The following is a 23,443-nucleotide window of genomic DNA, read 5'->3' on the forward strand; positions in this document are numbered from 1 at the left end:
CTTCGGCTTCGCTCAACGCCACTCCTCGCACATAATCGTTCGTTTCCATAGGTTTTTTCCTCAAAGGTAAGAACTCGCGTACGGCTTTGCAAGACGCGGTTACCCGAACTATTACGGCACAAACTAACCTGCAAATATAATATCAATAATTGCAAATTATTAGTTTGATAACAATTCCATCAAGCTATACCTTTACATTACAGGAATACACAAGAAAACGCCCCCGATACTCCTGTGAAATCCGGTAGAAAATAAAACAACCGGAAACAACTAATTAAGCAATAATCGAAACACCCCGGAATTGGTTTTGCTTATTTACAAAACACCGAAAATCTCATGTAATAATTTACATGAAAGGCACATCTATTATTCTAATTCTAAAAACTAAGAATCAACAGGGTATTACAGCTGAATTACAATAAATAATAAGAATTTATGAGCAAATTGAACGGAAAGGTCGCAATCGTAACCGGAGGTGGCGGCGTCTTAGGTGGAAATATATCTAAAAGCTTGGTGGAAGATGGTGTTAAAGTCATAGTGCTTGACATCCGCCAGGAAAATATAGACAAACGTGTAGATGAATTGAAGAGTTTGGGCGATATCTCGGGATACACCTGCAACGTATTGGATATTGAAAGTCTTAATGGGGTAAAAGACAAGATAATGAAAAAATGGGGTAAAATAGATATTCTGGTCAATGCCGCCGGCGGAAATTTACCGGGAGCTACGCTGGATGAAGAACAGAGTATCTTTGATATGAAGATTTCCGATCTCAACCGGGTTATAGACCTTAATATGTATGGTTCGGTCTATCCTTGTCTGGTGTTTGGCAAGGCTATGGCCGAACAGGAATACGGAAGTATCATCAATATTTCATCGATGGCCACCTACTCGGCCATCACCCGTGTACCTGGATACTCTATGGCTAAAACAGCGATAAATATTTTCACCCAATGGATGGCTATGGAAATGTCGCTGAAATATAGTGATAAAATAAGGGTAAATGCCATTGCTCCCGGGTTCTTCATCGGAGACCAAAACCGGGGAGTATTAATAAATCCCGACGGATCGTACACTGGGCGTAGCCTGCGGGTATTGGCCCATACGCCGATGAAACGATTTGGTGATATTACGGAGCTGAACGGCATTGTAAAATTCCTATGTTCTGACGAAGCCAGCTTTATTACAGGTGCGGTGATTCCTGTCGACGGAGGCTTCAGTTCTTTTAGTGGTGTATAGTTTTCCAAGTGGTAAATAACTTATAGAATATAATAAATCAACACTTTTAATCTAAAATCTTATGTTAGACACACGGCTATTTATAAAAAATATCATATCTAACCTGAAGGTTAAATGTATATTAGTACTTAGTATGCTGCTCTTTGCGGGAGCAAGTTTTATGTATTCCCAACAATCGGCAGGATTAGCAACGGGAAGTGTAAGTGATAACAGTGGTACTCCTATCGCTGGAGCTATCGTTACTATAAAGGGGACAACCAAAGGTACGATGACTGATATTGACGGAAACTTCAAAATACAAATGAGCGAATCCGAGACGATTCTTACATTCAGATTTTTGGGATATCAGAACGAAGAAGTTACGGTAACCGATAAATCTAAACCGTTAAGCGTAGTATTGTTCGAAACATCCGAACAGCTCGAAGAGGTTGTAGTAGTAGGATATGGTACTGTAAAGAAGAAAGACCTCACAGGCTCTGTTTCGCATATAGGCAAGGAAGTGATGGAGACAAAAGTAGCGACCAACTTCGTAGACTATCTCAAAGGTAGTATTGCCGGTCTCAGGGTCACAGTAGACAATACCGCTGCAGGAGGAGGTTCCATGCAGATCAGGGGACCGGCATCTCTCAAGGCATCTACTTCCCCTCTTGTTGTCTTGGATGGGAATATTTTCTATGGAAACATATCCGATATCAATCCTAATGATATAGAAAGTATAGATGTATTGAAGGATGCCAGTTCCGCTGCTATTTTCGGATCAAAAGCTTCGGCAGGGGCTATAATGATTACCACCAAAAGAGGAGCCAGTGAAAAACCGATAATAAATATAAGTACAAAGTTTGGTACTACCACTTCGCGCTCAATGCCGGATATGCCGACTCCGGAACAATATCTGAATCGCCGAGCCGACTATTTCAAAACGAACGACTATTTCGCTCCCGATAAAGATAAGAAGCCACTGGGCTACTATGACAGTCCCTATAATTTACCATCAGGTGTAACCATGGAGGAATGGGCTGCTTACGAAGGCGGATTTTCAGGTGACTATACCGAAACATGGCTTACCCGCCTAAGTTTCATCCCTGACGAAATTGCTAACTATAAGGCAGGCCGCACTACCGACTGGAGAGATGTTGTATACCGCACCGGATTCCGTCAGGACTATAATGCTTCCATATCGGGCAGTACAACCAGGAGTAATTATTATGTTTCGGTAGGCAGGACTGATAACGAAGGCTTTAAGGAAGGCGAAGAATTTCAGGCTACCAGGGCACGTGTCAATCTCGATACGGAAATTCAGAAATGGCTCAAGTTAGGTGTAAATGCACAGTTTTCCGACAGGGCAAATAAAGGCATAGTCGCCGACACCGGTCAAGCCGATACAATGAGTCCTTACCTGATGGCATATAATGATGACGGTACTCTGAATAATTTCCCTTACAATGACGGGCGGTCATCCAATCCTTTACTGGCAACTTATAATAATGATAAACTCCATAGGTCCCATACGCTGAATGCGACTGTGTATGGATTGCTTACATTACCATATGGTATCACATTCAGAACCAATTTTACAAACCGTTATGGCTGGAGAAAAAGCTATGATTACACTTCCGAGATTATACCTTCCACACCAAAAGGAGGAAAAACAACAAGGGAAGAATACTCCGACTATGAATGGCTGATTGATAATATATTGAAATGGAATTATACTTTTAATAAAATACATAATATCGACCTTACTTTTGTGGCAGGTTCGGAGAAGTATGAGTTCTGGACAACAACAGCGTCAAACCAGGAATTCAAACCGAATGGAAATCTGGGTTACCATAATCTTGATGGAGGTGTACTGCCAAATACGGGGGCAAATGACCAGGTACAGACAGGAACAACTCTACTGGGGAGGGTCAACTACGGGCTGATGGACAAATATCTCTTTACGGCATCGGTACGTCGCGACGGATTCTCGGCATTCGGGGTGAGGAATCCACATGGTACATATCCTGCTTTTGCCGCAGCCTGGAGGTTATCGGAAGAGAGTTTTATCAAGAACAGGGTGTTGGACAATCTGAAACTCCGCTTCTCGTGGGGTGAAAACGGGAACAGGGATATCGGACGTTATGCGGCTCTTTCGAAATTGAATCTCACCGACCAGATCATTGGAGGACAGACCGTATCGGGTCTCTGGACAGACAACATGGCAAATAAGACCCTGAAGTGGGAGAGAACGCAGGCTTTCAACTTAGGTCTCGATTTCGGATTGTTCAATGGCCGCCTTAGTGGGACTGTAGATCTTTATTCCAACAAAACGACAGACCTCGTTTTGGACAGGGCATTACCTGACATAACAGGATATAAAACCGTAATATCCAATCTTGGACAGGTAAACAATAAAGGGATAGAACTAACCTTAAATAGCGTAAACCTGAACATGCCTAAAAAAGTATATTGGACGACAACGTTCATCTACAGTGCCAACGATAATGAAATAAAACACTTGTATGGTGATATGATAGATGTGCTTGACAATAACGGGAATGTAACAGGCCGGCGTGAAAGTGACGACCTGACAAATGGCTGGTATATAGGGCATGGCATATACACGCTGAGGGATTACAAGATGATCGGCATGTGGCAGCTCGGCGAGGAAGAAGAGGCGAGGAAATACGGAAAACAGCCCGGCGACCCGAGGATTCTGGATGTAAATGAAGATGGTATACTGGATGAGAGAGACAAGCTATTCATGGGCTCGCGGATACCACGTTACAATATGTCGCTGCGAAACGATTTCACTTTCCTCAATTGTATCAACCTCTCATTTGTGCTAAGGGGCGAATTCAACTACTGGGGTGAAGACAGCATGCCCCGTAACTTTGACGGGCGCTATTATGACCGGTTCAATTCTATATGGACCGAATACTGGACACCGGACAATCCTTCGAACGAATATGCGCGCCTTGGATCGAACAGTTCCAACCCTAGTGTGAGGATATGGAAAAAAAGAGACTATGTCCGTTTGCAAAATGCGTCTTTAGGATATATTTTCCCGAAAAAACTTCTTAAGAAATTCTCGATCGAAAATCTGAAAGTAAGCGTCAATGTAGATAATGCTTTCGTTGTAACAGACTGGAAGTATTATGATCCCGAAAATATAGGAACTTCTCCGCGCATATTTACTCTTGGTATAGACATCACATTATAAAAAGAACAATTATTAAACAAGTAAGCAAAATGAATACTTTAAATATAGTAAAGAGTTCTATCATAGCGATCGGTCTTATCACTATGGTATCATGTGTAGACCTCGAACCGCATCCATTGTCTTTCTATGCTCCCGAAAATACATATAATACAAAAGAAGGATTGGAAGCCGGCCTCAACACATGCCGTAAACAGATAAAATGGGAATGGTTCGGTGATGCTTTCAGCAACTTGAATCCACTGGTATTTGAATATGCATATTCGGATATGTCTGTAATGGGTTCGCCCGAAACAAAAGAAATACACAATCTGGAAATACAGTTGACTCCCGAAAGCGATATTTCGGCATATATGCGCTACTGGGAGTACTGCTGGAACGGTATCAAATACGCCAATACCATTGTCAGCAGGGTAGAGACGGTAGAAGGTATATCCGAGCAGGATAAGAATGCCCTTCTGTCCGAAGCGTATTTTCACAGGGCATACTGGTACTATCTGCTGACACATCAGTGGGGCGATGTTCCGCTGATTATTGAAGAGGTTGCCGAACCCAAGATAGACTTTAACTCCGTATCGCGGGCGAAAATACTCCACCAGATGAAAGCGGATATGGAATTTGCCGTAAAATGGCTGCCAAAAGATGTTACACGGGGAGCCGTTAACAGGGCGGCCGGCGAACACTTGCTCACGAAGCTATACCTGTCGGTAGGTGAATTCCAGAATGCAGTCGATGCTGCTACGCGTTGTATAAACGATAATGGTTTATCACTGATGAAAACACGGTTCGGCAAAAATGCAAGCAATGCAAGCCTCGATGTATTCAACGACCTTTTCGGCGAAGTGAATATCAGTGATGCTGCAAACAAAGAGGCAATCTTTGTATTGCAGGAACGATACGGCCTGCTTGGGAATGTACAGGGTAACGGTTCGCAACGCATGCGCAATTATGTACCATACTGGAGTAACGGCGCAGCGGTAAAAACACCGGACGGCAAGCAGGGGACAACCTTCGATACGGGGCCATATGACGGATATGAACAAGTGGCTGAACTAGGACGTGGAATTTCAAAAATACGTCCCAGCAATTATCACCAGTACGAAATATGGAAAAACTATGGAAATGATATGCGCCGCAACAATAATAACTGGTACGATATCAATACGTTGAAGTACAACAGGCCTCCGTCCAAGAGCGGTAGCGCCACATGGTTCGGAAAACCGGTACAGAGAGCATTTGTTACCGACACCATGCGATGCTATTACTCTTTCCCAAGAGTCAAAGTGCTGATATATAAAGATGACATCAACAAAGGTAAGACCCCTTCGGGCGGATTCACCGACCAGTATGTATTCCGCCTGGCCGAAACCTATCTGATGAGAGCCGAAGCCTATTATTGGCTGAACAATATACCATTGGCAACAAAAGATGTGAACGAGATCCGGTCGAGAGCCAAAGCACCTACTTTGACGTCAGTCACTCTGGATGATATATTGGATGAGCGTGCGCGTGAATTATTTATTGAGGAACACCGGAAAACTGAGCTTACACGTATAGCTTTCATCATGGCGCAGTTGGGTAAGGACGGGTATAACCTGAAAGATTTCAGTACAAAAAACTGGTATTATGACAGAATAATGGAAAAGAATAATTTTTACAGGGAACAATATTTTTATTCAACCAATGCATTTGTCATGAAGCCCTATCATGTCCTCTGGCCTGTTCCGCACAAAGCTATTACAGCCAACACTATGGGGCGTATCAACCAGAATATCGGATATCCGGGTGCAGAAAATAATATTCCTGTAGAATAACAATTAATGAGCTAAGTATTAGGCGAGGCTATTTGAAAGGCCGTTATCAGGTCCCTGGTCATCCTGAAGGCAGTAAAATATTCCGAATATTCGGAGAAAATTATTGTACTTCAGGGTGATAAGGTGAAATGGAATAAGATTCCTTTTACTATTTTCATTCGTTATCATAACAACCGGTTCGGATATGGCATGCTGAATGCACTGGGCGAAGCATTAGGCAAAGAAAACCTGCATAATATGCATCAGAAATAAAATTCATACAGACAATAAATATTAGTTAGGAAAATGGCATTAGAAAAGACATGGCGCTGGTTTGGAGCAAACGATTCGGTAACGCTATCCGACCTGAAACAGATAGGAATAGAAGGCATAGTGACCTCACTTCATCACATTCCAAATGGTGAAATCTGGACAAAAGAGGAAATTATGAAAGTCAAAAATGAGATCGAATCGTACGGTATGCGTTGGAGCGTGGTAGAAAGCCTTCCTGTTTTGGAGGGAATAAAGACATGCTCGGCCGGCAGGGGCAGGTTGATAGATAATTATAAAGAATCTCTTCGCAATCTGGGCGAATGTGGTATCGACACTGTTTGCTACAACTTTATGCCGGTATTGGACTGGGCACGTACCGATCTCCATTACAAAGATAAAAACGGTGCCGAATCTATGCTGTTCGACTATTGTGTTTTTGCCGCCTTCGATATATATGTGCTCAGGCGCCCGATGGCTGCCAAAGACTATCCGGAGGACGTAAGAGAAAAGGCGGGGGCACTGGCTGCAAATATGAGCGATGAAGAAAAAGAAACGCTGGCTCATAATATAATTGTTGTTACACAAGGATTTATCAACGGTACAGTAAGTGATGTTGAAGATTACAAGCAATTGTTTCTAAGTTATCTGGAGCAATATAAATATATAAGCCCTGAGCAGCTACGGAAAAACCTGTCTGCATTCTTATCTGATATTATGCCAATTGCCGAGGAATACGGGGTCAACATGTGTATTCATCCTGACGATCCGCCGTTTCCATTGTTGGGTTTGCCCCGCATAGCCAGTACACTGGAAGATTTCAAATGGATAACAGGACAATATGATTCCGTAATGAATGGTATCACATTCTGTACAGGCTCACTGTCTGCGAGAGAAGACAACGACATGCTGAAATTCATAAAAGAGTTAGGCTCCAGAATACATTTTGTACATCTGAGAAATACCCGGAGACTTGGAAACAAAAGTTTTTACGAATCCGGACATCTCGAAGGTTCTATAGATATGTACGAAGTTGTAAAAGCACTGCTTGAGGAACAAAAAAGAAGAATACAAGAAGGACGCAAAGATATACGGATGCCATTCCGCCCCGACCATGGGTTAAGGATACTGGATGACTTTAGCCGCAAGGCAAATCCGGGATATCCGCTTGTGGGAAGGATGAAAGGTCTGGCCGAAATATGTGGTTTAGAAATGGGGATTGAGAAAAGTAAGCAGGTTCCTTAGATTCCTTGTTAATAACATCATTGTCGCTGCAAACTGATGATGCTTATTAAGTAGATCCCTCTTCCTGTGTTTGAATCAGGAAGAGGGATTTGATATTATTTGTGTTCCGGTTACTCTTCAATAATTACCGGACGCATATCTCTCTTAAACTCTTCTATATACTCAGATGGTGTAAAGCCCGTAATTTTTTTGAAGTGCCTGTTAAAATTCGAAATATTATTATATCCGCATTCATAGCATATCTGCGAAATAGACATATCACCGCCCAATAGCAGATTACAGGCATATTTTATACGCAGTTCATTTATATACAGCATCATCGACTTTCCCGTTTTCTCTTTGAAGTAGCGACAGAATGCGCTCTTATTCATACCGGATACATCGGAGATTTCCGATAAGATTATAGGTTTGTGATAATCCCTGTTCAACTTGCTTAATACTTTTGTTATACGGGACTCTGCCACCAGAATAGGATCGGGATCTATACTATCGCTGCTAAGTTCACGTTTATATGTCGTTCTGCTCATAAGGGACAGTATCTTTACACATTCGAGTAGTCTCTCCAGTCCTGACATATTCAGCAATCTTTTAATCCGTTTACGGATCATATCATTTTCTCTCTTTTCGAAATAAATGCCTTTCTTAGCCATATCCAGCATCCCCTTTATTTTCTGGAATTCAGGGTAATACCGGATAGCATGATCGAAGAAATCCTTTGAGAATTGTATGGTAATTGCATGAACCCGCAATTCGGGATTCCCATCATAATATTTTTCATCGTTCCGGTACATATGTGGCAGGTGACTACCGTAAAGAACCAGATCGCCGTCTGAGAAAGATTCTATATTGTTCCCTACAAAGCGGGTTCCTGTGCTTTTAATGACATATACTATTTCGTATTCGCTATGGAAGTGCCAGGGATACTTGAAATAGTCATAATCACACCATTTTATTTTAACTGGTGAACCGGAAACGAACCCGAGTTGTTCGTGCATTATTTTAACTGTACTTTTCATGATCATTAAAGTATTTAAGATTCTTAGCTTAAAAATCAGGAATTCTTTATCCCTTTGTGGGAAGTTCTATATTAGCTTCGTTTGTCAGAGAAAAATTAAGATAAATATTTTGCTAGTAGCAAGTGTCCTCTGTAGATTTATAAAATATCAGTAATATGTAGGTTTGTTATTGTAAATATAAGAATACTTTGAGTGTTTGCAAAAAAATTAAATATTTTTTGGTAACTCGCATTATATCTGTTAATTTAAGGTCGGAATTCCCATCTTTTAAACTTATTTACGATTAGTCTATATTGTCATTCTGCACTATTGTTAATGCAATTATCGTACAAGCATTTGCGAATTTAGTATTTGAACGGATTTATTTTAATTTAGATATTTGTTATTGTAAATAAGATTATATTAACCGCAAAATTTTGATACTCTCCAATTATGAAAAAACTGATTATTATCGCTTCCTTTTTCCTCTTCTCTATTAATTATATAAGCGGGAAAGAAATAGCAACAATCGTAGTGGACGCCGGCTCCTCAGACAGATTAGAAACTCCTGTTAATATATGCCTCGATGCAATAACGTTGGAGGCCGACTCCAATCTGGTAGTCTACGAGTTGATAAATAAGGACAAAACTCCTGTCAGGTTCCAGATCGAACAGTCACAAAACGGCAGGATATTATCATGGATAATGTCGTCGCATACCAAAGCGAAAAGTAAACGCAAGTATGTAATTGAAAACGGCAAAGCTGCAAATTTTGACAAAGCAATAAACATTAAGAATACGGAAGACGCCATACTGATATCTTCCGGCAATGATAAAGTGATGGAATACCATTATGGGGTAAAATTACCGCCAAAAGGGGCGAAATACGAATTCCGCCGAAGCGGTTTCATCCACCCCCTTTGGTCGCCTACAGGCGAGGTGCTGACCAATATCCAGCCTCGTGACCATTACCACCACTATGGCATATGGAACCCGTGGACACGCGTGACATTCGAAGGGAAATCCGTGGATTTCTGGAATCTGGCCGACGGGCAGGGAACTGTCAGGTTCAAGGCATTCAATTCACTGAATGAAGGTGCCGTATATGGTGGACTCAAAGGAATACAGGAACATGTCGTATTCAAACCCGGATATGAAAAAGTAGCTATGAACGAAACATTCTCTATTAAACTATGGGATGTAAAAGACGAGCAAAGCCGGAAAGTATGGCTATGGGATTTCAGTTCTACAATGAATTGCGCCTCTGATTCTCCTTTTATTATCAATGCGTACCGTTATGCAGGCTTCAGCATACGTGCCACTCCGGAATGGAATACTTCTACAAGTACCATCCTTACATCGGAGGGAAAAACCAGAAAAGACGCCGACAATACTATTGCCCGCTGGATGTTTTGCAATGGTAAAGCCGGAGGAAACCAATCGGGAATACTATTCCTGAGTTATCCTACCAACTTCAATTTTCCCGAGCCTATCCGCGTATGGCCAGAGAGGGATAAGGATGTATACATGAACTTCAATCCGGCCAAGAACAAAGACTGGTCGCTGATGCCGGGAAAAGACTACACATTACAATACAGGATTGTAGTATACAGCGGTGAAATGACAGCACAAAAGGCTGAACAATACTGGCAGGACTTCGCGAATCCTCCACGCATATCAATAACGATGAGCAAGTAAAAACAACTATAAACAAACACGATATGACAACATCCAGACGAGACTTTATAAAGAGAGCGGCTGCCCTGGGGGCAAGTTCTTTCATCATACCCACCATCATTCCTGCAAGCGTATTGGGTAAAGATGCACCGAGCAATAAAATAAATGTGGGTGCCATAGGCATAGGGCGTATATCACGCGGACACGATCTGCCCGGCATCTGGAAATATGATTTCGCTAAAGTAATGGCGGCTTGTGATGTCGACAGTGTGAGGCTGGAACAGGGCAAAACATTGATAAATAATTATTATTCGAAAAAGACAGGTAAGACATACGACGGTGTGGCCACCTACGAGAATTACCTGGATATGCTCAACAATAAGGATATTGATGCAGTCGTAATCAGTACCCCCGACCACTGGCATGCCAAACAGGCTATAGATGCCGTATATGCAGGCAAAGATGTATATCTGCAAAAACCGGCATCCCTTACTATAGAGGAAGGCCGTCTGATGAGCGACGCAGTAAACAGAACAGGGCGTATCTTTCAGATAGGAAGCCAGCAGCGTTCATGGAAGCAATTCCGTGATGCCGTAGAATTTGTACGCAACGGAAGAATCGGGGATCTGGTTTCGTGCGAAGTCCGTTTACCGGGAGATCCTGCAGGTGGCAAGATAATCGAAATGCCCGTGCCGAAGCAGCTGAATTACGATCTGTGGATAGGACCTACGCCATATGTATATTATACAGAAGACCGAGTTCACCCGTCGTCAGGTTATGGAAGGCCAGGCTGGCTGCGATGCGAACAATTCGGCGCAGGAATGATTACAGGCTGGGGTACGCATCATTTCGATATCGTACACTGGGCAATGAACCTGGAACATTCGGGGCCGGTGGAGATAAGCGGAAAGGCCACATTCCCTACTTCAGGACTTTGGGATGTACACGGGAATTTCGAAACAGAACTTTTGTATCCAAACGGAGTCAAAGTTTACGGCCTTACCGAGAACAATACCGACAAGCCTAATGGTATTCTGTTTAAAGGAACAAAAGGCTGGATATTCGTCAGCCGCGGCGAACAGCAGATCACATCGAGTGATCCTACTTCACCGACCCAAAAAGCTAAAACAATAGATGCAAGTGACCCTAAAATATTGTCGCCTCTCGGTGTTGGAGACTGGAGGGCGCCTGAAAGTAAAGATCACCATGGCAATTGGCTCGAAGCTGTAAAAAACAGGACACAACCGATAGCTCCGGCAGAAGTGGCGCACCGCTCCTGTACAGCGTGCCTGCTTCAGCATATAGCTATGAAACTGCAACGCAAACTTTACTGGGACCCTATCAGAGAACGTTTCAGAAACGATGACAAAGCCAATAGTATGATAGCCCGGTCTCAGCGTGCAGGATTCGAAATCAGATAAAATTCACTTATAAAACATATATCTATGAAAAGATATTATATCATACTGCTAATCGGTCTTTTGTTTGCCGCATGCGCAAAAGATGCAGGGAAATCCGATAAGGTGACGCTTATCATACTGGCTCCGGGGCACTTCCATGCCGCCTTGCTGCAAAAGACTGATAATCCGCAAATCAATAACGATTTTTTTGTATTCGCTCCCGAGGGGGATGAAGTAAACGAATACCTGTCTAAAATAGAAGGATTCAATACACGGGGCGAAGAACCTACCCATTGGAAAAAGAATGTATATCTGGGTAATGATTTTCTTGAAAAAATGCTGGAACAAAAACCGGGGAATGTAGTTGTGCTTGCAGGCAATAACAAGAAAAAAACAGAATATATATTCAGATCTGTTGAATCAGGATTGAATGTTCTGGCTGACAAGCCAATGGCAATCAATGTCGGTAATTTCAAAATATTGGAAGATGCATTTAAATTGGCAGAGCAGAAAGGGGTATTGCTCTACGATGTGATGACCGAGCGTTTTGAAATAACGACTATCCTGCAAAAAGAATTTTCAATGGTGCCGGACGTATTCGGGACTATTCAGAAAGGTTCGGCAGAAGAGCCGGCCATAGTAAAAGAGAGCGTACATCATTTTTACAAGGATGTAGCAGGAAGCGTACTGAAGAGGCCGGCATGGTTTTTCGACGTGGAGCAGGAAGGCAACGGGATTGTGGATGTTACGACACATCTCGTCGACCTTGTGCAATGGGAATGTTTCCCCGACCAGATTATAGACCGGGGCAAGGTAAATATTTACCAGTCGAGGCAATGGCCTACCGTACTTTCCCGGGAACAGTTCAAAAAGGCTACTGCACTGGATGAGTATCCGGCATACCTGCAAAAAGATGTAAAGGGAGATTCTTTATATGTATTATCGAACGGGGCATTTAATTATACGATAAATGATATCCATGCCAAAATCAGTGTGATTTGGAATTTTCAGGCGCCTGACGGAACCGGAGATACGCATTATTCCATTATGAGAGGAACGCTCTGCAACCTTATTATACTGCAAGGTCAGGAACAAGGTTACAAACCGACTTTGTATATTGAACCTGCCAAAGATAAGGAATATTCAGAACTTAAGGCAGCATTGGATAAATACCTCCCTGCCTTGCAGCAGAAGTATCCGGGGATAAGCTTTAAGCATAGCGATGACAAATCTGAAGTCATCATCCCAGACTCTTATAAAGTCGGACACGAGGCGCATTTCGGACAAGTTGCCGCCAACTATCTGAAATACCTGGAAGAAGGCAAACTACCGGAGTGGGAAGTACCGAATATGCTGACAAAATATTATATCACGACCAAAGCACTCGAAATAGCTAAAACCACGAATTGATCTAAGTTGCTAAGAATTATTAGAGTACATAATAACTTTTTAGCTAAAATTTAAGCAGGTTCTATGATAAGAACCTGCTTAAATTTTGTTCAAAAATAACTTTTTTATTTTCAAAATATTAAAACTCCGGATTTTATATGCCAAAAACCGGCAGATTTATGCCTGCCGGTTTATAATATGTTGGATGTCAAAATTGTAATGTGGTAATGTAAAAGGTTATTCACTGGTTGTTATAACCAGTTCTTTTCCTTGTTTCAGCAGGTCGTGCGGAATGAAGTAATTATCTATGCTTTTATTTCCGTAAACAATCTGTTTAATCTTATCTCCTTTACCTTTTTTGATTATTGTAAAATTATTTCCATTCAGATTAAATACAACTTTATTAAATAAAGGGACTGTTATAATATATTCCGGATCGGCAGGGGAATAAGTATATAAACCTATAGCATTAAGCACATACCAGGATGACATTTCTCCGGCGTCATCCATTCCTGCATAAGCTAATCTTTCAGGTCCCATGCGATAAAATTCATTCAATATCTTATTTAGGATTTTTTGAGCTTTTTCTTGCTTGTTGATAAAATAGTATAAGTATGGAGAACTATGGTCCGGCTGGTTGCCATGACAATACTGTCCGATAAATACAGTCATGTTATGAGCTTCATAGTTTTTCCACGGAATAGAGAACAGGGAATCTAGTTTTTTTTCAAAAGCATCTTCGTTCGGATATAAAGCAATAAAACCTTTGGGATCATGAGGTGCAAAAAAAGTCGATTGCCAACCATTTGCTTCACGATACATATATTCGTAAAAAGGCCGTTCCGGGTCGAATGGTGTCAGCCATTCCCCGTTGTCTAGCCGTCCACGCATCAATTGTGTCGATGGATCGAACAAATGCTTATAACTCTCTGCTCTTTTTATCAAATTCCGGTAGTTTTCCTGATCGCCCAGCTCTTTGGCTAACAAAGCCGTTGCATAATCATCATATGAGTATTCCTGAGTTTTAGTTACCGCAGCTTTGGCTACAGTTTCCAATTTAGGATCTTTTATGTCTTGTTCAGATATCCAGCCTCTCTCTATGTATTCTTTTATATGAGGCCTTCCGCCATTTCCTTCCAGATAGGCATTATTCAATAATAATTTATATGCTTTCTGTACATCAAAATCACGAAGTCCCCTCAGATAACTGCCTGTAATAAACGTAGAGGCATGATCTCCATGAAAGAATGTAGGCATAAATCCTTTTATTTCGCCACGGTCCGTTATTGATTTAATAACATCCGTAGCTACGTCAGGGGATATCATGCCTAGCAAGATTAGTTTATTCCGGTAATCATCCCAAAAAGACGGGTCGCTGTAGTAGCGGAACCCTTTGTTCACTCTTTTCCCGTTGGCATCAATAAATTCCCCATTTACATCGCTCAGTAATATAGGCCATAAGAATGCTCTGTAAAAAGTTGAATAAAAGGTCTCTTTTTGGTCCTCAGTTCCTCCTGAGACCTGAATTTTGGTTAGTAGATTTTCCCACGTATTTGTAGCTTCGTTTCGTACTTGCTGAAAATCTTTTGCCAACATTTCCGACTCAAGATTCATCTTTGCGTTTTCAATACTCACATAGGAAAAACCTACTTTCATTTCCAAAGGAGTATCAATATTCTTATTATTTATAAAATTTATAAGATTGACTTCAGCATCGTCCTCTTTTATAGATTCTATATTCTTGATATTATGATTTGTGACCGCATAAAAATAGAAGGTAGGCCCTGTCTTCTGATAACCGGAAAAAGCATTATCTCCGACCTGCTCTATTTTCCAGTCTCTCACACGTTCGTTCGACCGGGATAAATCGGCTAATATTTTTTTATCTCCTCCATCTTTATATGTATATTTATGATATGCGCATCGCAGAGTAGATGTTACTTCGGCATTTATATCATATTTTTCGAGATATACCTGATAGTATCCGGGACTGGCGGATTCATTTTTATGGCTATATGAAGAAGCATAATTTTTAGGAGAGATTTCGCCTCTTACGCCAATAAACGGAACATAACATAAATTCCAATGTCCTTTACTCGTATGAGTAAAAGCATGAATTACAGAGTCTTCATACTGATAACCCGAACCGCTTCTCCACATGGTTACAGGTGTAACTTGTACCATAGAGTTTGGTACGGATGCTCCGGGATACGCTTCTGCTCCCCAGGCTCTGCGGGTAGGTGTATATCCAAGATCGATACTATCCCATAAGGTTGTTGTTCCGATAAAAGGGTTAACATAGTTCGTCAGATATTTAGGACTTGTTTCCGAGCAGGCAATAAAGAGGATTGATAAGCAGAATAGAATAAATTGATTTAGGTTCTTCATGTTTTAAAGTGGATATTAAAGAGTAAAGACAGAGAATTTGCTTTTAAGACAAACTCTCTGTCATAGGTTATTTTCAGAACGTTATTGTTTTTGAGAAGTTTCCCATCTCTCATACGCTGCTTTTGCTTCTATCATCATACATCCGCTAGCCTGCGATGTAAGCTGGGTTATCCCTACAGGAGCAGTATCCCAGGCCGGCCCAAATAGTAAGTCTTCTTTGTAAACACCGGAGGACCAAAGCACATTTGCATTATTATTGAAAAACGTGATATATTTATTGCGGTATGAATCGGGTAATTCATTTACTTTGATCAATTCCAAAAAGTAACGGATAAATATACCTTTGAAGAGACCGTTATCTCCATTGCCTTCATCTCTCAATATATTATTACTTGTGTTTATAAGACTGGAAATGGTATAATTAGTAACTTTTTGAGCTTCATTGAGGTATGTTCTATCTCCTGTAATGCCGAACAATTCTACAGCAGCTCCGACATAAGTGCCTTGATTATATGTCAATGCGACACCTTTTACTTCATTTGTTTCACATACAATATGATCGCTAATTGCACCTGTAGCTCTGTTCACCAATGTATTTTTCTCCCATTCATATATTTTTTTTGCCCATTCCAAATCAGACTGGTCATTTGTTATATTGTACATTCTCGCACCAATAATTGCTGCGGGACCATTAGAACAGGCATTTTTCGTAAACAGCACGTTGGGGTTGGTGCACCAGGTTATGCCTCCCCCGGCATCTTCGGTCCACGCGTCTTTTATCCAGCCCCAAAGTTCTTTAGCCGTATCAAGATATTTTACATCCTTAGTAATATCATATATTCTTAACATTGTCAATGCATTCCATTCCATATCATCGACATAATCATTCTTATATGTATTACCATTTTTCACTTTAATGCCGGCATGCCATTTATCAAAATATGCACTATATTTTGTATCATTAGTCCTTTGATAAGCATCGATCAGAACATCCATTGCATGGGCATTGGGCCAATAATGAAAATCTATGGTGGTTCCATCATTTCCATAATTGAAATAATTACCGGATGTATTCCAGAACCTGTCTATTAAGGAATTTGTAGTACTGTCGGCTACCGCAGACCAGTTTACTTCTGTCCACTCTTCGTATGTATACTCATCATCTATGTCTCCACACGATTGCAGAAAGAACAAACCGAATGACAGAATTGTATATATTATTTTTTTCATAGATATTTTACATTGTTAAGATTATCCCAAAAACTTATATCTTATAAAATTAGAAATTTTTGGGATAATCTATTAATTCTTATTTCGAAACTTCGTGTGTATATTGTTCTCCGGACATTTTAACCGTAAGGTTTACATTGGCTCCGTCAAACTCACTTGCAAATTTCCATTTAGGATTCCATTGAGGATCGTTCAATGATGAAGTTATATACGTCTTAATTTCATAGTAGCTAGCTGCCCCCGATGGAGTGCCGTCTTCATTCATGTTTTTAGGACCCCAGTCTTCCATGATTGTAGTTCCTGAAGAGTCTTTTGTGGTAACTCTAAATTTATAGCGTTGATCGCGTCCCCATGACTCTTGCTTAAAGTTAACAGGCCCGGAGCCTTTCCATATACCCTCTCCTGCGTATGCCAGATTCCATTCACTTTTATTACTTGGACAGAACCAGAATCCAACATTTGTAATTTCAATAGGTGAGGCTGGCGATGCAGTATTAAAGTCGAGAGAAATTCGAAATACTCCATTTAAAGTATTTGAAGTACTTTCGGCTCCTTCTTTTATCATATTGTTTTCTATATAGAACTCACGAGGTGTTCCCGCTTTTGCATCCACAAACTTATATGTTCCTCCCGGAATAAGTTTTATATATATTTCATATTCACCTTGCGCTGTTCTTGTCATTTGCATCGCATTTGCAATATCATCCCCCGCTTCAGAACCGCTACCCGTAATAAATACCTGATCGGGCAATTCTGCAAACCCTACAAAACGGGTGAGAGTCAATTCCCGGGAAGCAGGAGAAACCGCCTGATTAATTCCACGGGAAGATCTTACAGTCCATTTTACAGTTGCTGTTTCACCCGGTTCAGCACCTGCATATCCGGCGACTTTACTGAGTATTTTATGTGTAACGGATGCTCCATTAGAATATCCATTCTGATCAGAGGTTGCCACATATATCGGATTAGAGAAATTTCCGTCTACTTTGTCAAATAATACTTCGTATAGGGGTGAACCTCCATCTTCAACAGCAGCAGGTTCCCATGAAAAATATAAAGATCCGGTAGGAGTTAAATTTATCGCTTTGTCATCAGATGGTTCATATAAAGTATTAACAGCAGTCACTTTTGCATCTGAAAAATTCATATCATCACTTTTGCAGGCAGTGAAGCCAATCACAAATAGGATCAGAATTAATATCTTATTTAGTATTGTTTTCATAATTATTTTCTTTGTATTTGATTTATGATTTTTAGTTAGCATATCCCGGATTGTTTGGCTTTAAGTTCGGATTCAGCTGAATTTGCGAACGGGGCACAGACCACAGATAATCTTTGTTTTCATTAAACTTACGCGTATCGAGAGTGATATAGGCTGTATTATTATTTGCAAATTTTGCACCGCGAACAACCCCGTTCAAATATTTTGTCCCTTCTTTCCAACGGACAATATCATAATATCTAAGTCCTTCGAGAGCTAACTCACAGCGACGTTCGCGATGAATCAATTCTCTCATTTCATCAGTAGAGAGAGCTGACGGGTAGTTTAACGCATCGCCGGAAAATCCTGCACGGGTACGGATCGGTTTAATTGTTTCGTTCCAAACAGTCTGACTCATTTTGTTTTGTTCAAACATTGCTTCCGCATACATTAATAATACATCGGCATAACGGAACATAATAATGTTATTATGTTGATTATAGCTTGATTCGGAGTTGGTTGATTCCGGATCGAAATATTTGCGAATATAATATCCTGTAATAGAGCGGTTCGAGTTGGTTCCTTGCCAGGCATCCGCTGAATTTGCTCCTGATTTTGTTTCTATTGTAACAACGGTTCCATCAGGTTTTGTCCATTTATATCCGTCATATACAATAGTATAGGTCAGCCGGGGATCACGATCTTTGTAAGGCTCATTTTCCTTGTAACTCGCATCCTTATCAATTGATAATCCTTTTACAGTAAGATAATCGTCTACCAATTCCTGAGTTGGTGCGCAACTATTAAGAAAAGCCCCTACCGACATTGGTACTCTTGAATACATTTCGCTCCAAATACGATAAGATGTTGTATATCCATAGTCAAGAATAACCTCTTCATTATATTTATTTTCAGTATGGAACAGATTCTCGTAGTTTTTGAACAAGCCGTATGTACCATAGGTTGCTTGTTCATTGATTAGCTTGTTTGTACATTCTTCCACTTTCGCCCAATTGCTTTCATATAGATACGCCCGAGCCTGAAATGCTAAAGCAGCTCCTTTTGTGATGCGTCCATTGTTTTCTGCCGAAAAACTTGAATTACGGGCTGGGAGATATTGTACTATATCGTCTAATTCGTCATGGATGAACTTTAATACAGTAGCTTTAGATGTACGGCTTATTGTACTTGCATCTGATAATGAGATATCCGATGTAAAGAAAGGAACGTCGCCATAAAAATTCACTAACCGGAAATATATAAAAGCCCGGATAAAACGTATTTCAGCTTTCCTCTGTTCTTTTAAGGATGCACTCATTTTGGGAACCTTATCTACATTTTCCAGATATTTATGAGAGGTTTTAATCCCTTCATAAGCCCATTTCCACTCACTTGCGAAGCGGCCTAACGATGGATCAGCCAAACCATTACGGATCATGCGGCCATCATTATTATCCCGCCCTTCAATCACATTATCAGAAAGGCCTTCATCATTCCATAATTTGCCTGCGCCATACATCTGGCTGTAAGCCATATTGACAATTGATTCAGCATTCTCGGCCGATTGCCAGAATGTTGCATCTGTGTATTTATCTGTAGGCTCTTGATCCAGACTGTTGCATGAAAACAGGAGAAATGAACCAATACAAGATAAAATTATATATTTGAATTTATTTACTTTCATATATTATCTGTTTGTTTAAAATTCTATGTCAAAACCAAAACCGTAATATCTCAGAGTCGGATAATTCCGGGCACTATTGGCCGAACCAGACATGTTAGAGTTAAATTCCGATGATTCCGGATCGATCCATGAATTTTTGCTAAAGGTTAATAGGTTCTGTCCATTGATATATGTACGCACTTTTTCCAAACCTATCTTACGAGTTAAGCTTTTAGGCAAAGTATATCCTATCTGAATATTTTTCAAACGCAAGTATTTTCCGTCTGCCAGATTGATTTCAGAACCCATGCCATAGTTATTTTTATTAGAAGTAGAGCCTATAGCTGCCAAACGAGGCCAGTCGGCGCTGGTGTTGGTCGGAGACCAATAATTTAGCTGATGTTGGTATATTGTATAAGAATAATTGCTGTGAAAAGGTTCCACTAACTCACCACGCACCATCATATCCCGTTTGCCTACTCCTTGCCAGAACATACTGAAATCAAAATCTTTCCATGTTAGGTCATAAGTGAATCCAAATGTATAACGAGGAAAGGCATTACCTAAGACATAACGGTCTTTTGCATCAATGACGCCATCTCCGTTACGATCGATATACTTGGCATCTCCCGGGCGCAGGTCAGAAGCCGAGACTCCTACGGGAAGGGCTGAAGATGAAATTTCATCCATCGACTTGAAGTATCCGTCGACTTTATATCCATAATAGACATTGAACGGAAGACCGATCCTGATCAAACGTGAAATTTCATCGGATGTACTGATCTGCTCATTTCCAATGAATTTAGTGACCTTATTCCATGAATCTCCGATATTACCAGAAAAAGAGTGTTTAAAATCCTTAGTATCTAAACGATAGTTGAGAACAAGTTCCCATCCCTGATTTTTCATTTCACCCATGTTGTAATTTTTCAGACCACCGCCAAATACAGTAGGAATTTCAGGATTTAGCAAAATATCTTTTGTGGTTTTGTGAAAATAATCAAATGTTGCATTTAAAGCTCCTTGGAAGAAGCCGGCATCGAAACCAATATTGAAATTATGAGATGTTTCCCATTGCATATCCACATTCCCATAATTGAATCCGGCTCCTACGACAGGTTTGCCATTAAACACATATGTATTCTGATAATTATCATAAGTAGTGATTGTCTGATACGAAGAAACACGCTGGTTACCTAGTATCCCGTATGAAGAACGGATTTTCAGGTCTCCGACTTCTTTTTTATAAGAATCCATAAACTTTTCTTCCGAAATTCTCCATCCTAACGAGCCTGAGGGAAAGAATCCCCAGCGATTATCCTTTGCAAACATGGAAGAACCATCTTCCCTGAAGCTGAATTCAGCATAATATTTATCCATGAAATTGTAAGATAAACGGCCTAAGATGGACGTAATACTTCTCTTCTCCCTGCCTAAAGATGTGCTTCCTGTTATTTTTTCAGGATCGATGCTTACTCCGAGATCATTTGTTTTCTGATGTTTGATCTCATTACTTTTGAACGTATAAGATTCATTGGAAGCTCCGAATAAAACCGAAAGGTTGTGATTTTGATTAAAGGTTTTCTGATAATCGGCTAACAGCTGATAATTCATCAAACGTTTATTTTCATTGTAATCTTCTGTACCTCCATCCGGATTCATATATGCTATTGGTTCATCAGCGCCGCTCATATACATCGGAACAGCTTTTCTTCTGATAAATCTGTGATAATCGAAAATATCAGCTCCTAAAATACCTTTGAGTTTAAGACCATCGATTATCTTTACTTCTAATCCAAGATTAACATTGATATAGTCAGTATTTCCTTTTTCATATCCGCTTTCTTTCAGACCGGCCAAAGGATTTTGATCGGTAAGCAGATCATTTACCAAATATCTTCCATTTTCATCTTGTAGTCTATTCCAATAGTAGGTAGGTATACGAGATGAATTAATGATAGCATTGCCATCTACACTTTTTTTACCATCATCACGGGTATAGCCCAGAATAGAAGTCAATTTGAACCGGCCATATTCTGTTATGATGCTGGAACGTAAATTATAACGTGCCACACCATAGCCGGGACCTTTGTAGTTGCTTTCCTGATCAAAATATCCGCCGGAAAACATGTAAGTGGTATTATCATTACCTCCCGATACACTAACATTATAAGATTGTTGAAGTGCCGTTTGTATAATCTTATCATAATACCAATATTCCTCATTCTGGTGAGCATATAGATCCTGAATCTGTTGAGGTGAATATTGCGGAGCCTGGCCGGTATTAGTCAAAGATAAGTTTTTCAATGTTGCATTCTGATAGCCGGAAACAGGCCTGAATAGGATTTTAGGATCTTGAGCCCCTACCTGCCCATTTAACCGGACTAACGGGCGTTGATTCTTCTTTCCCGTTTTAGTTGTTATCAGGATAACTCCATTGGAAGACCGGGAGCCATATATTGCCGCGGTTCCGGCATCTTTCAATACAGATACACTTTCTATATCATTTGGATTAAGTTTGTTTAAACTGGCGTCGTCCGAGACCAGCCCATCGATAACAATAAGAGGGGCATTGTCATTCATTGTAGAAAGTCCTCTTATGTTTATATTCATACTATTGTTGTTTGGATCCATACTTTTCTGCTGTATAATCAAACTGGGAGAAGCTCCCTGAAGCGCCTGAGCCATATTGGATGTAGGCCTGTCTTCCAGCATTTTCGACTTTACTTGATCTACGGCTCCGACAACGCTCTTCCGGGTAGTTGTTCCATATCCGATTACAATAATTTCGTCTAAAACTTTAGAGTCTTCCAATAATACAACAGATATATTGGTCTTATTCCCGACAAGAACTTCCTGTGCTACGAATCCCATATAAGAAATTACCAGGTAGTCTTTATCAGAACATGTAATGGTATAATTCCCGTCAATATCGGTCGTAACTCCTTTTGTAGTTCCTTTAACAACTATAGTTGCTCCAATCAATGGCTCTCCACCTTGATCTTTCACGGTCCCGGAAACAGTCTTTGTAACAGACTGCTGAGTCTCATTCAAATTGTTTTCTCCTGCATATATGTGTAGAGACGAATTCATTAGTAAGAATCCGCTCAAAATGCAAGTAAAAATTGTTTTGTGCTGCTTTTTAATCATAGAATGGTTCTTAGATTTGTTTTTTATTTTTTTTGACTAAGAGTTAGGGATCTTCGTATTTGTAAAATGTTTTATCTTCCGCTATTTTTTTATTTAATCGGAAGTAAGAATGATTGCAATGCGATCAACATTTATTATTAGAAAATCTCTTTTTCTTTTTTCTTATTAAAATTTCTCATGATTATTTTACATAGACTAAATTTTAAATGGTTAGTTAATTGAGGTTTAATTAAAAAAAGAAGGCCCCTTATACCTGACAATCAAGCATAAGAGACCCTCTCTTTATAGGTGTAAGAAAATAGTAAATATTTTTTACTAAATCCCTTTTTTTTATTATATTTAATCTCTCTCTCTCTCTCTCTCTCTCTCTCTCTCTCTCTCTCTCTCTCTCTCTCTCTCTCTCTCTCTCTTAATAAAACAGAGATAACTTCCAAATTATTAGAAGGAAAAACCGCATTTATTATTGTAATAATTTTAGCTGTCGGGATTCTAAATCCTATTCTGTTTTTCGATAACATATTAAATAAAGATATAGAGATATTTTTTAGGGTATTAATTTATCAAAGGCAAATATACAGACCTTAAGTATCTCTCATATAATTCT

Annotated in this window: 15 protein-coding genes; 8 read left to right on the plus strand and 7 right to left on the minus strand. The window is 40.2% G+C overall.

The features are described from left to right. Window positions 1–435: 435 nt before the first annotated feature. The 5 genes from ACFO6W_RS19800 (at window position 436) to uxuA (ending at window position 7,746) form a co-directional block, all read left to right on the plus strand. Window positions 436–1,239, plus strand: coding sequence for an SDR family oxidoreductase (locus ACFO6W_RS19800; protein ID WP_379999652.1), 804 nt, complete (start codon window positions 436–438; stop codon window positions 1,237–1,239). Window positions 1,240–1,300: 61 nt separating this feature from the next. Then, window positions 1,301–4,441: a SusC/RagA family TonB-linked outer membrane protein gene (locus ACFO6W_RS19805; RefSeq protein WP_379999654.1), complete on the plus strand. Its 3,141-nt coding sequence runs from the start codon at window positions 1,301–1,303 to the stop codon at window positions 4,439–4,441. A 29-nt stretch (window positions 4,442–4,470) separates the two neighbouring features. After that, on the plus strand, window positions 4,471–6,252 hold the full coding sequence (locus ACFO6W_RS19810) for a RagB/SusD family nutrient uptake outer membrane protein (protein WP_379999656.1): 1,782 nt from the start codon (window positions 4,471–4,473) through the stop codon (window positions 6,250–6,252). 123 nt (window positions 6,253–6,375) lie between these two features. Then, window positions 6,376–6,504 (plus strand): hypothetical protein, encoded by a 129-nt coding sequence (locus ACFO6W_RS19815; RefSeq protein ID WP_379999658.1) that lies wholly within the window; start codon window positions 6,376–6,378, stop codon window positions 6,502–6,504. A gap of 33 nt (window positions 6,505–6,537) precedes the next feature. Then, a complete protein-coding gene (uxuA, locus tag ACFO6W_RS19820; protein ID WP_379999660.1) occupies window positions 6,538–7,746 on the plus strand; it encodes a mannonate dehydratase in 1,209 nt (402 codons plus the stop codon). Between the two features lie 110 nt (window positions 7,747–7,856). On the opposite strand, the gene ACFO6W_RS19825 is transcribed toward uxuA, so the two are convergent. Further along, window positions 7,857–8,762, minus strand: coding sequence for an AraC family transcriptional regulator (locus tag ACFO6W_RS19825; RefSeq protein ID WP_379999662.1), 906 nt, complete (start codon window positions 8,760–8,762; stop codon window positions 7,857–7,859). A gap of 432 nt (window positions 8,763–9,194) precedes the next feature. Here ACFO6W_RS19825 and ACFO6W_RS19830 point away from each other — a divergent pair, with 432 nt between their 5' ends. The 3 genes from ACFO6W_RS19830 to ACFO6W_RS19840 are packed head-to-tail and all read left to right on the plus strand — an operon-like array spanning window position 9,195 to window position 13,228. Continuing rightward, entirely contained in the window at window positions 9,195–10,439 is a 1,245-nt protein-coding gene (locus ACFO6W_RS19830) for a DUF6807 domain-containing protein (protein WP_379999664.1), read from the plus strand. Window positions 10,440–10,462: 23 nt separating this feature from the next. Then, window positions 10,463–11,839, plus strand: a complete 1,377-nt coding sequence (locus tag ACFO6W_RS19835; protein WP_379999666.1) for a Gfo/Idh/MocA family protein — start codon at window positions 10,463–10,465, stop codon at window positions 11,837–11,839. 24 nt (window positions 11,840–11,863) lie between these two features. Beyond that, complete coding sequence (locus ACFO6W_RS19840; protein ID WP_379999668.1) at window positions 11,864–13,228, plus strand: putative oxidoreductase C-terminal domain-containing protein; 1,365 nt, start codon at window positions 11,864–11,866, stop codon at window positions 13,226–13,228. Window positions 13,229–13,444: 216 nt separating this feature from the next. Here the strand turns inward: ACFO6W_RS19840 and ACFO6W_RS19845 are convergent, their stop codons facing one another. From ACFO6W_RS19845 to ACFO6W_RS19870, 6 genes are all read right to left on the minus strand, one after another. Continuing rightward, window positions 13,445–15,595 (minus strand): GH92 family glycosyl hydrolase, encoded by a 2,151-nt coding sequence (locus ACFO6W_RS19845; RefSeq protein WP_379999670.1) that lies wholly within the window; start codon window positions 15,593–15,595, stop codon window positions 13,445–13,447. A gap of 81 nt (window positions 15,596–15,676) precedes the next feature. Then, on the minus strand, window positions 15,677–16,825 hold the full coding sequence (locus ACFO6W_RS19850) for a glycoside hydrolase family 76 protein (RefSeq protein WP_379999672.1): 1,149 nt from the start codon (window positions 16,823–16,825) through the stop codon (window positions 15,677–15,679). A 79-nt stretch (window positions 16,826–16,904) separates the two neighbouring features. Beyond that, window positions 16,905–18,047 (minus strand): SusE domain-containing protein, encoded by a 1,143-nt coding sequence (locus ACFO6W_RS19855; protein ID WP_379999674.1) that lies wholly within the window; start codon window positions 18,045–18,047, stop codon window positions 16,905–16,907. 31 nt (window positions 18,048–18,078) lie between these two features. Beyond that, entirely contained in the window at window positions 18,079–19,710 is a 1,632-nt protein-coding gene (locus tag ACFO6W_RS19860; RefSeq protein ID WP_379999676.1) for a RagB/SusD family nutrient uptake outer membrane protein, read from the minus strand. 15 nt (window positions 19,711–19,725) lie between these two features. After that, window positions 19,726–22,839, minus strand: a complete 3,114-nt coding sequence (locus ACFO6W_RS19865; protein WP_379999678.1) for a SusC/RagA family TonB-linked outer membrane protein — start codon at window positions 22,837–22,839, stop codon at window positions 19,726–19,728. Window positions 22,840–23,099: 260 nt separating this feature from the next. Beyond that, the gene (locus ACFO6W_RS19870; RefSeq protein ID WP_379999680.1) at window positions 23,100–23,357 is read right to left on the minus strand and encodes a hypothetical protein; all 258 of its coding nucleotides are present in this window, start codon (window positions 23,355–23,357) and stop codon (window positions 23,100–23,102) included. Window positions 23,358–23,443: the final 86 nt, after the last annotated feature.

Origin of the sequence: Dysgonomonas termitidis, from assembly GCF_042654545.1 — a bacterium.
Classification (GTDB): domain Bacteria; phylum Bacteroidota; class Bacteroidia; order Bacteroidales; family Dysgonomonadaceae; genus Dysgonomonas; species Dysgonomonas termitidis.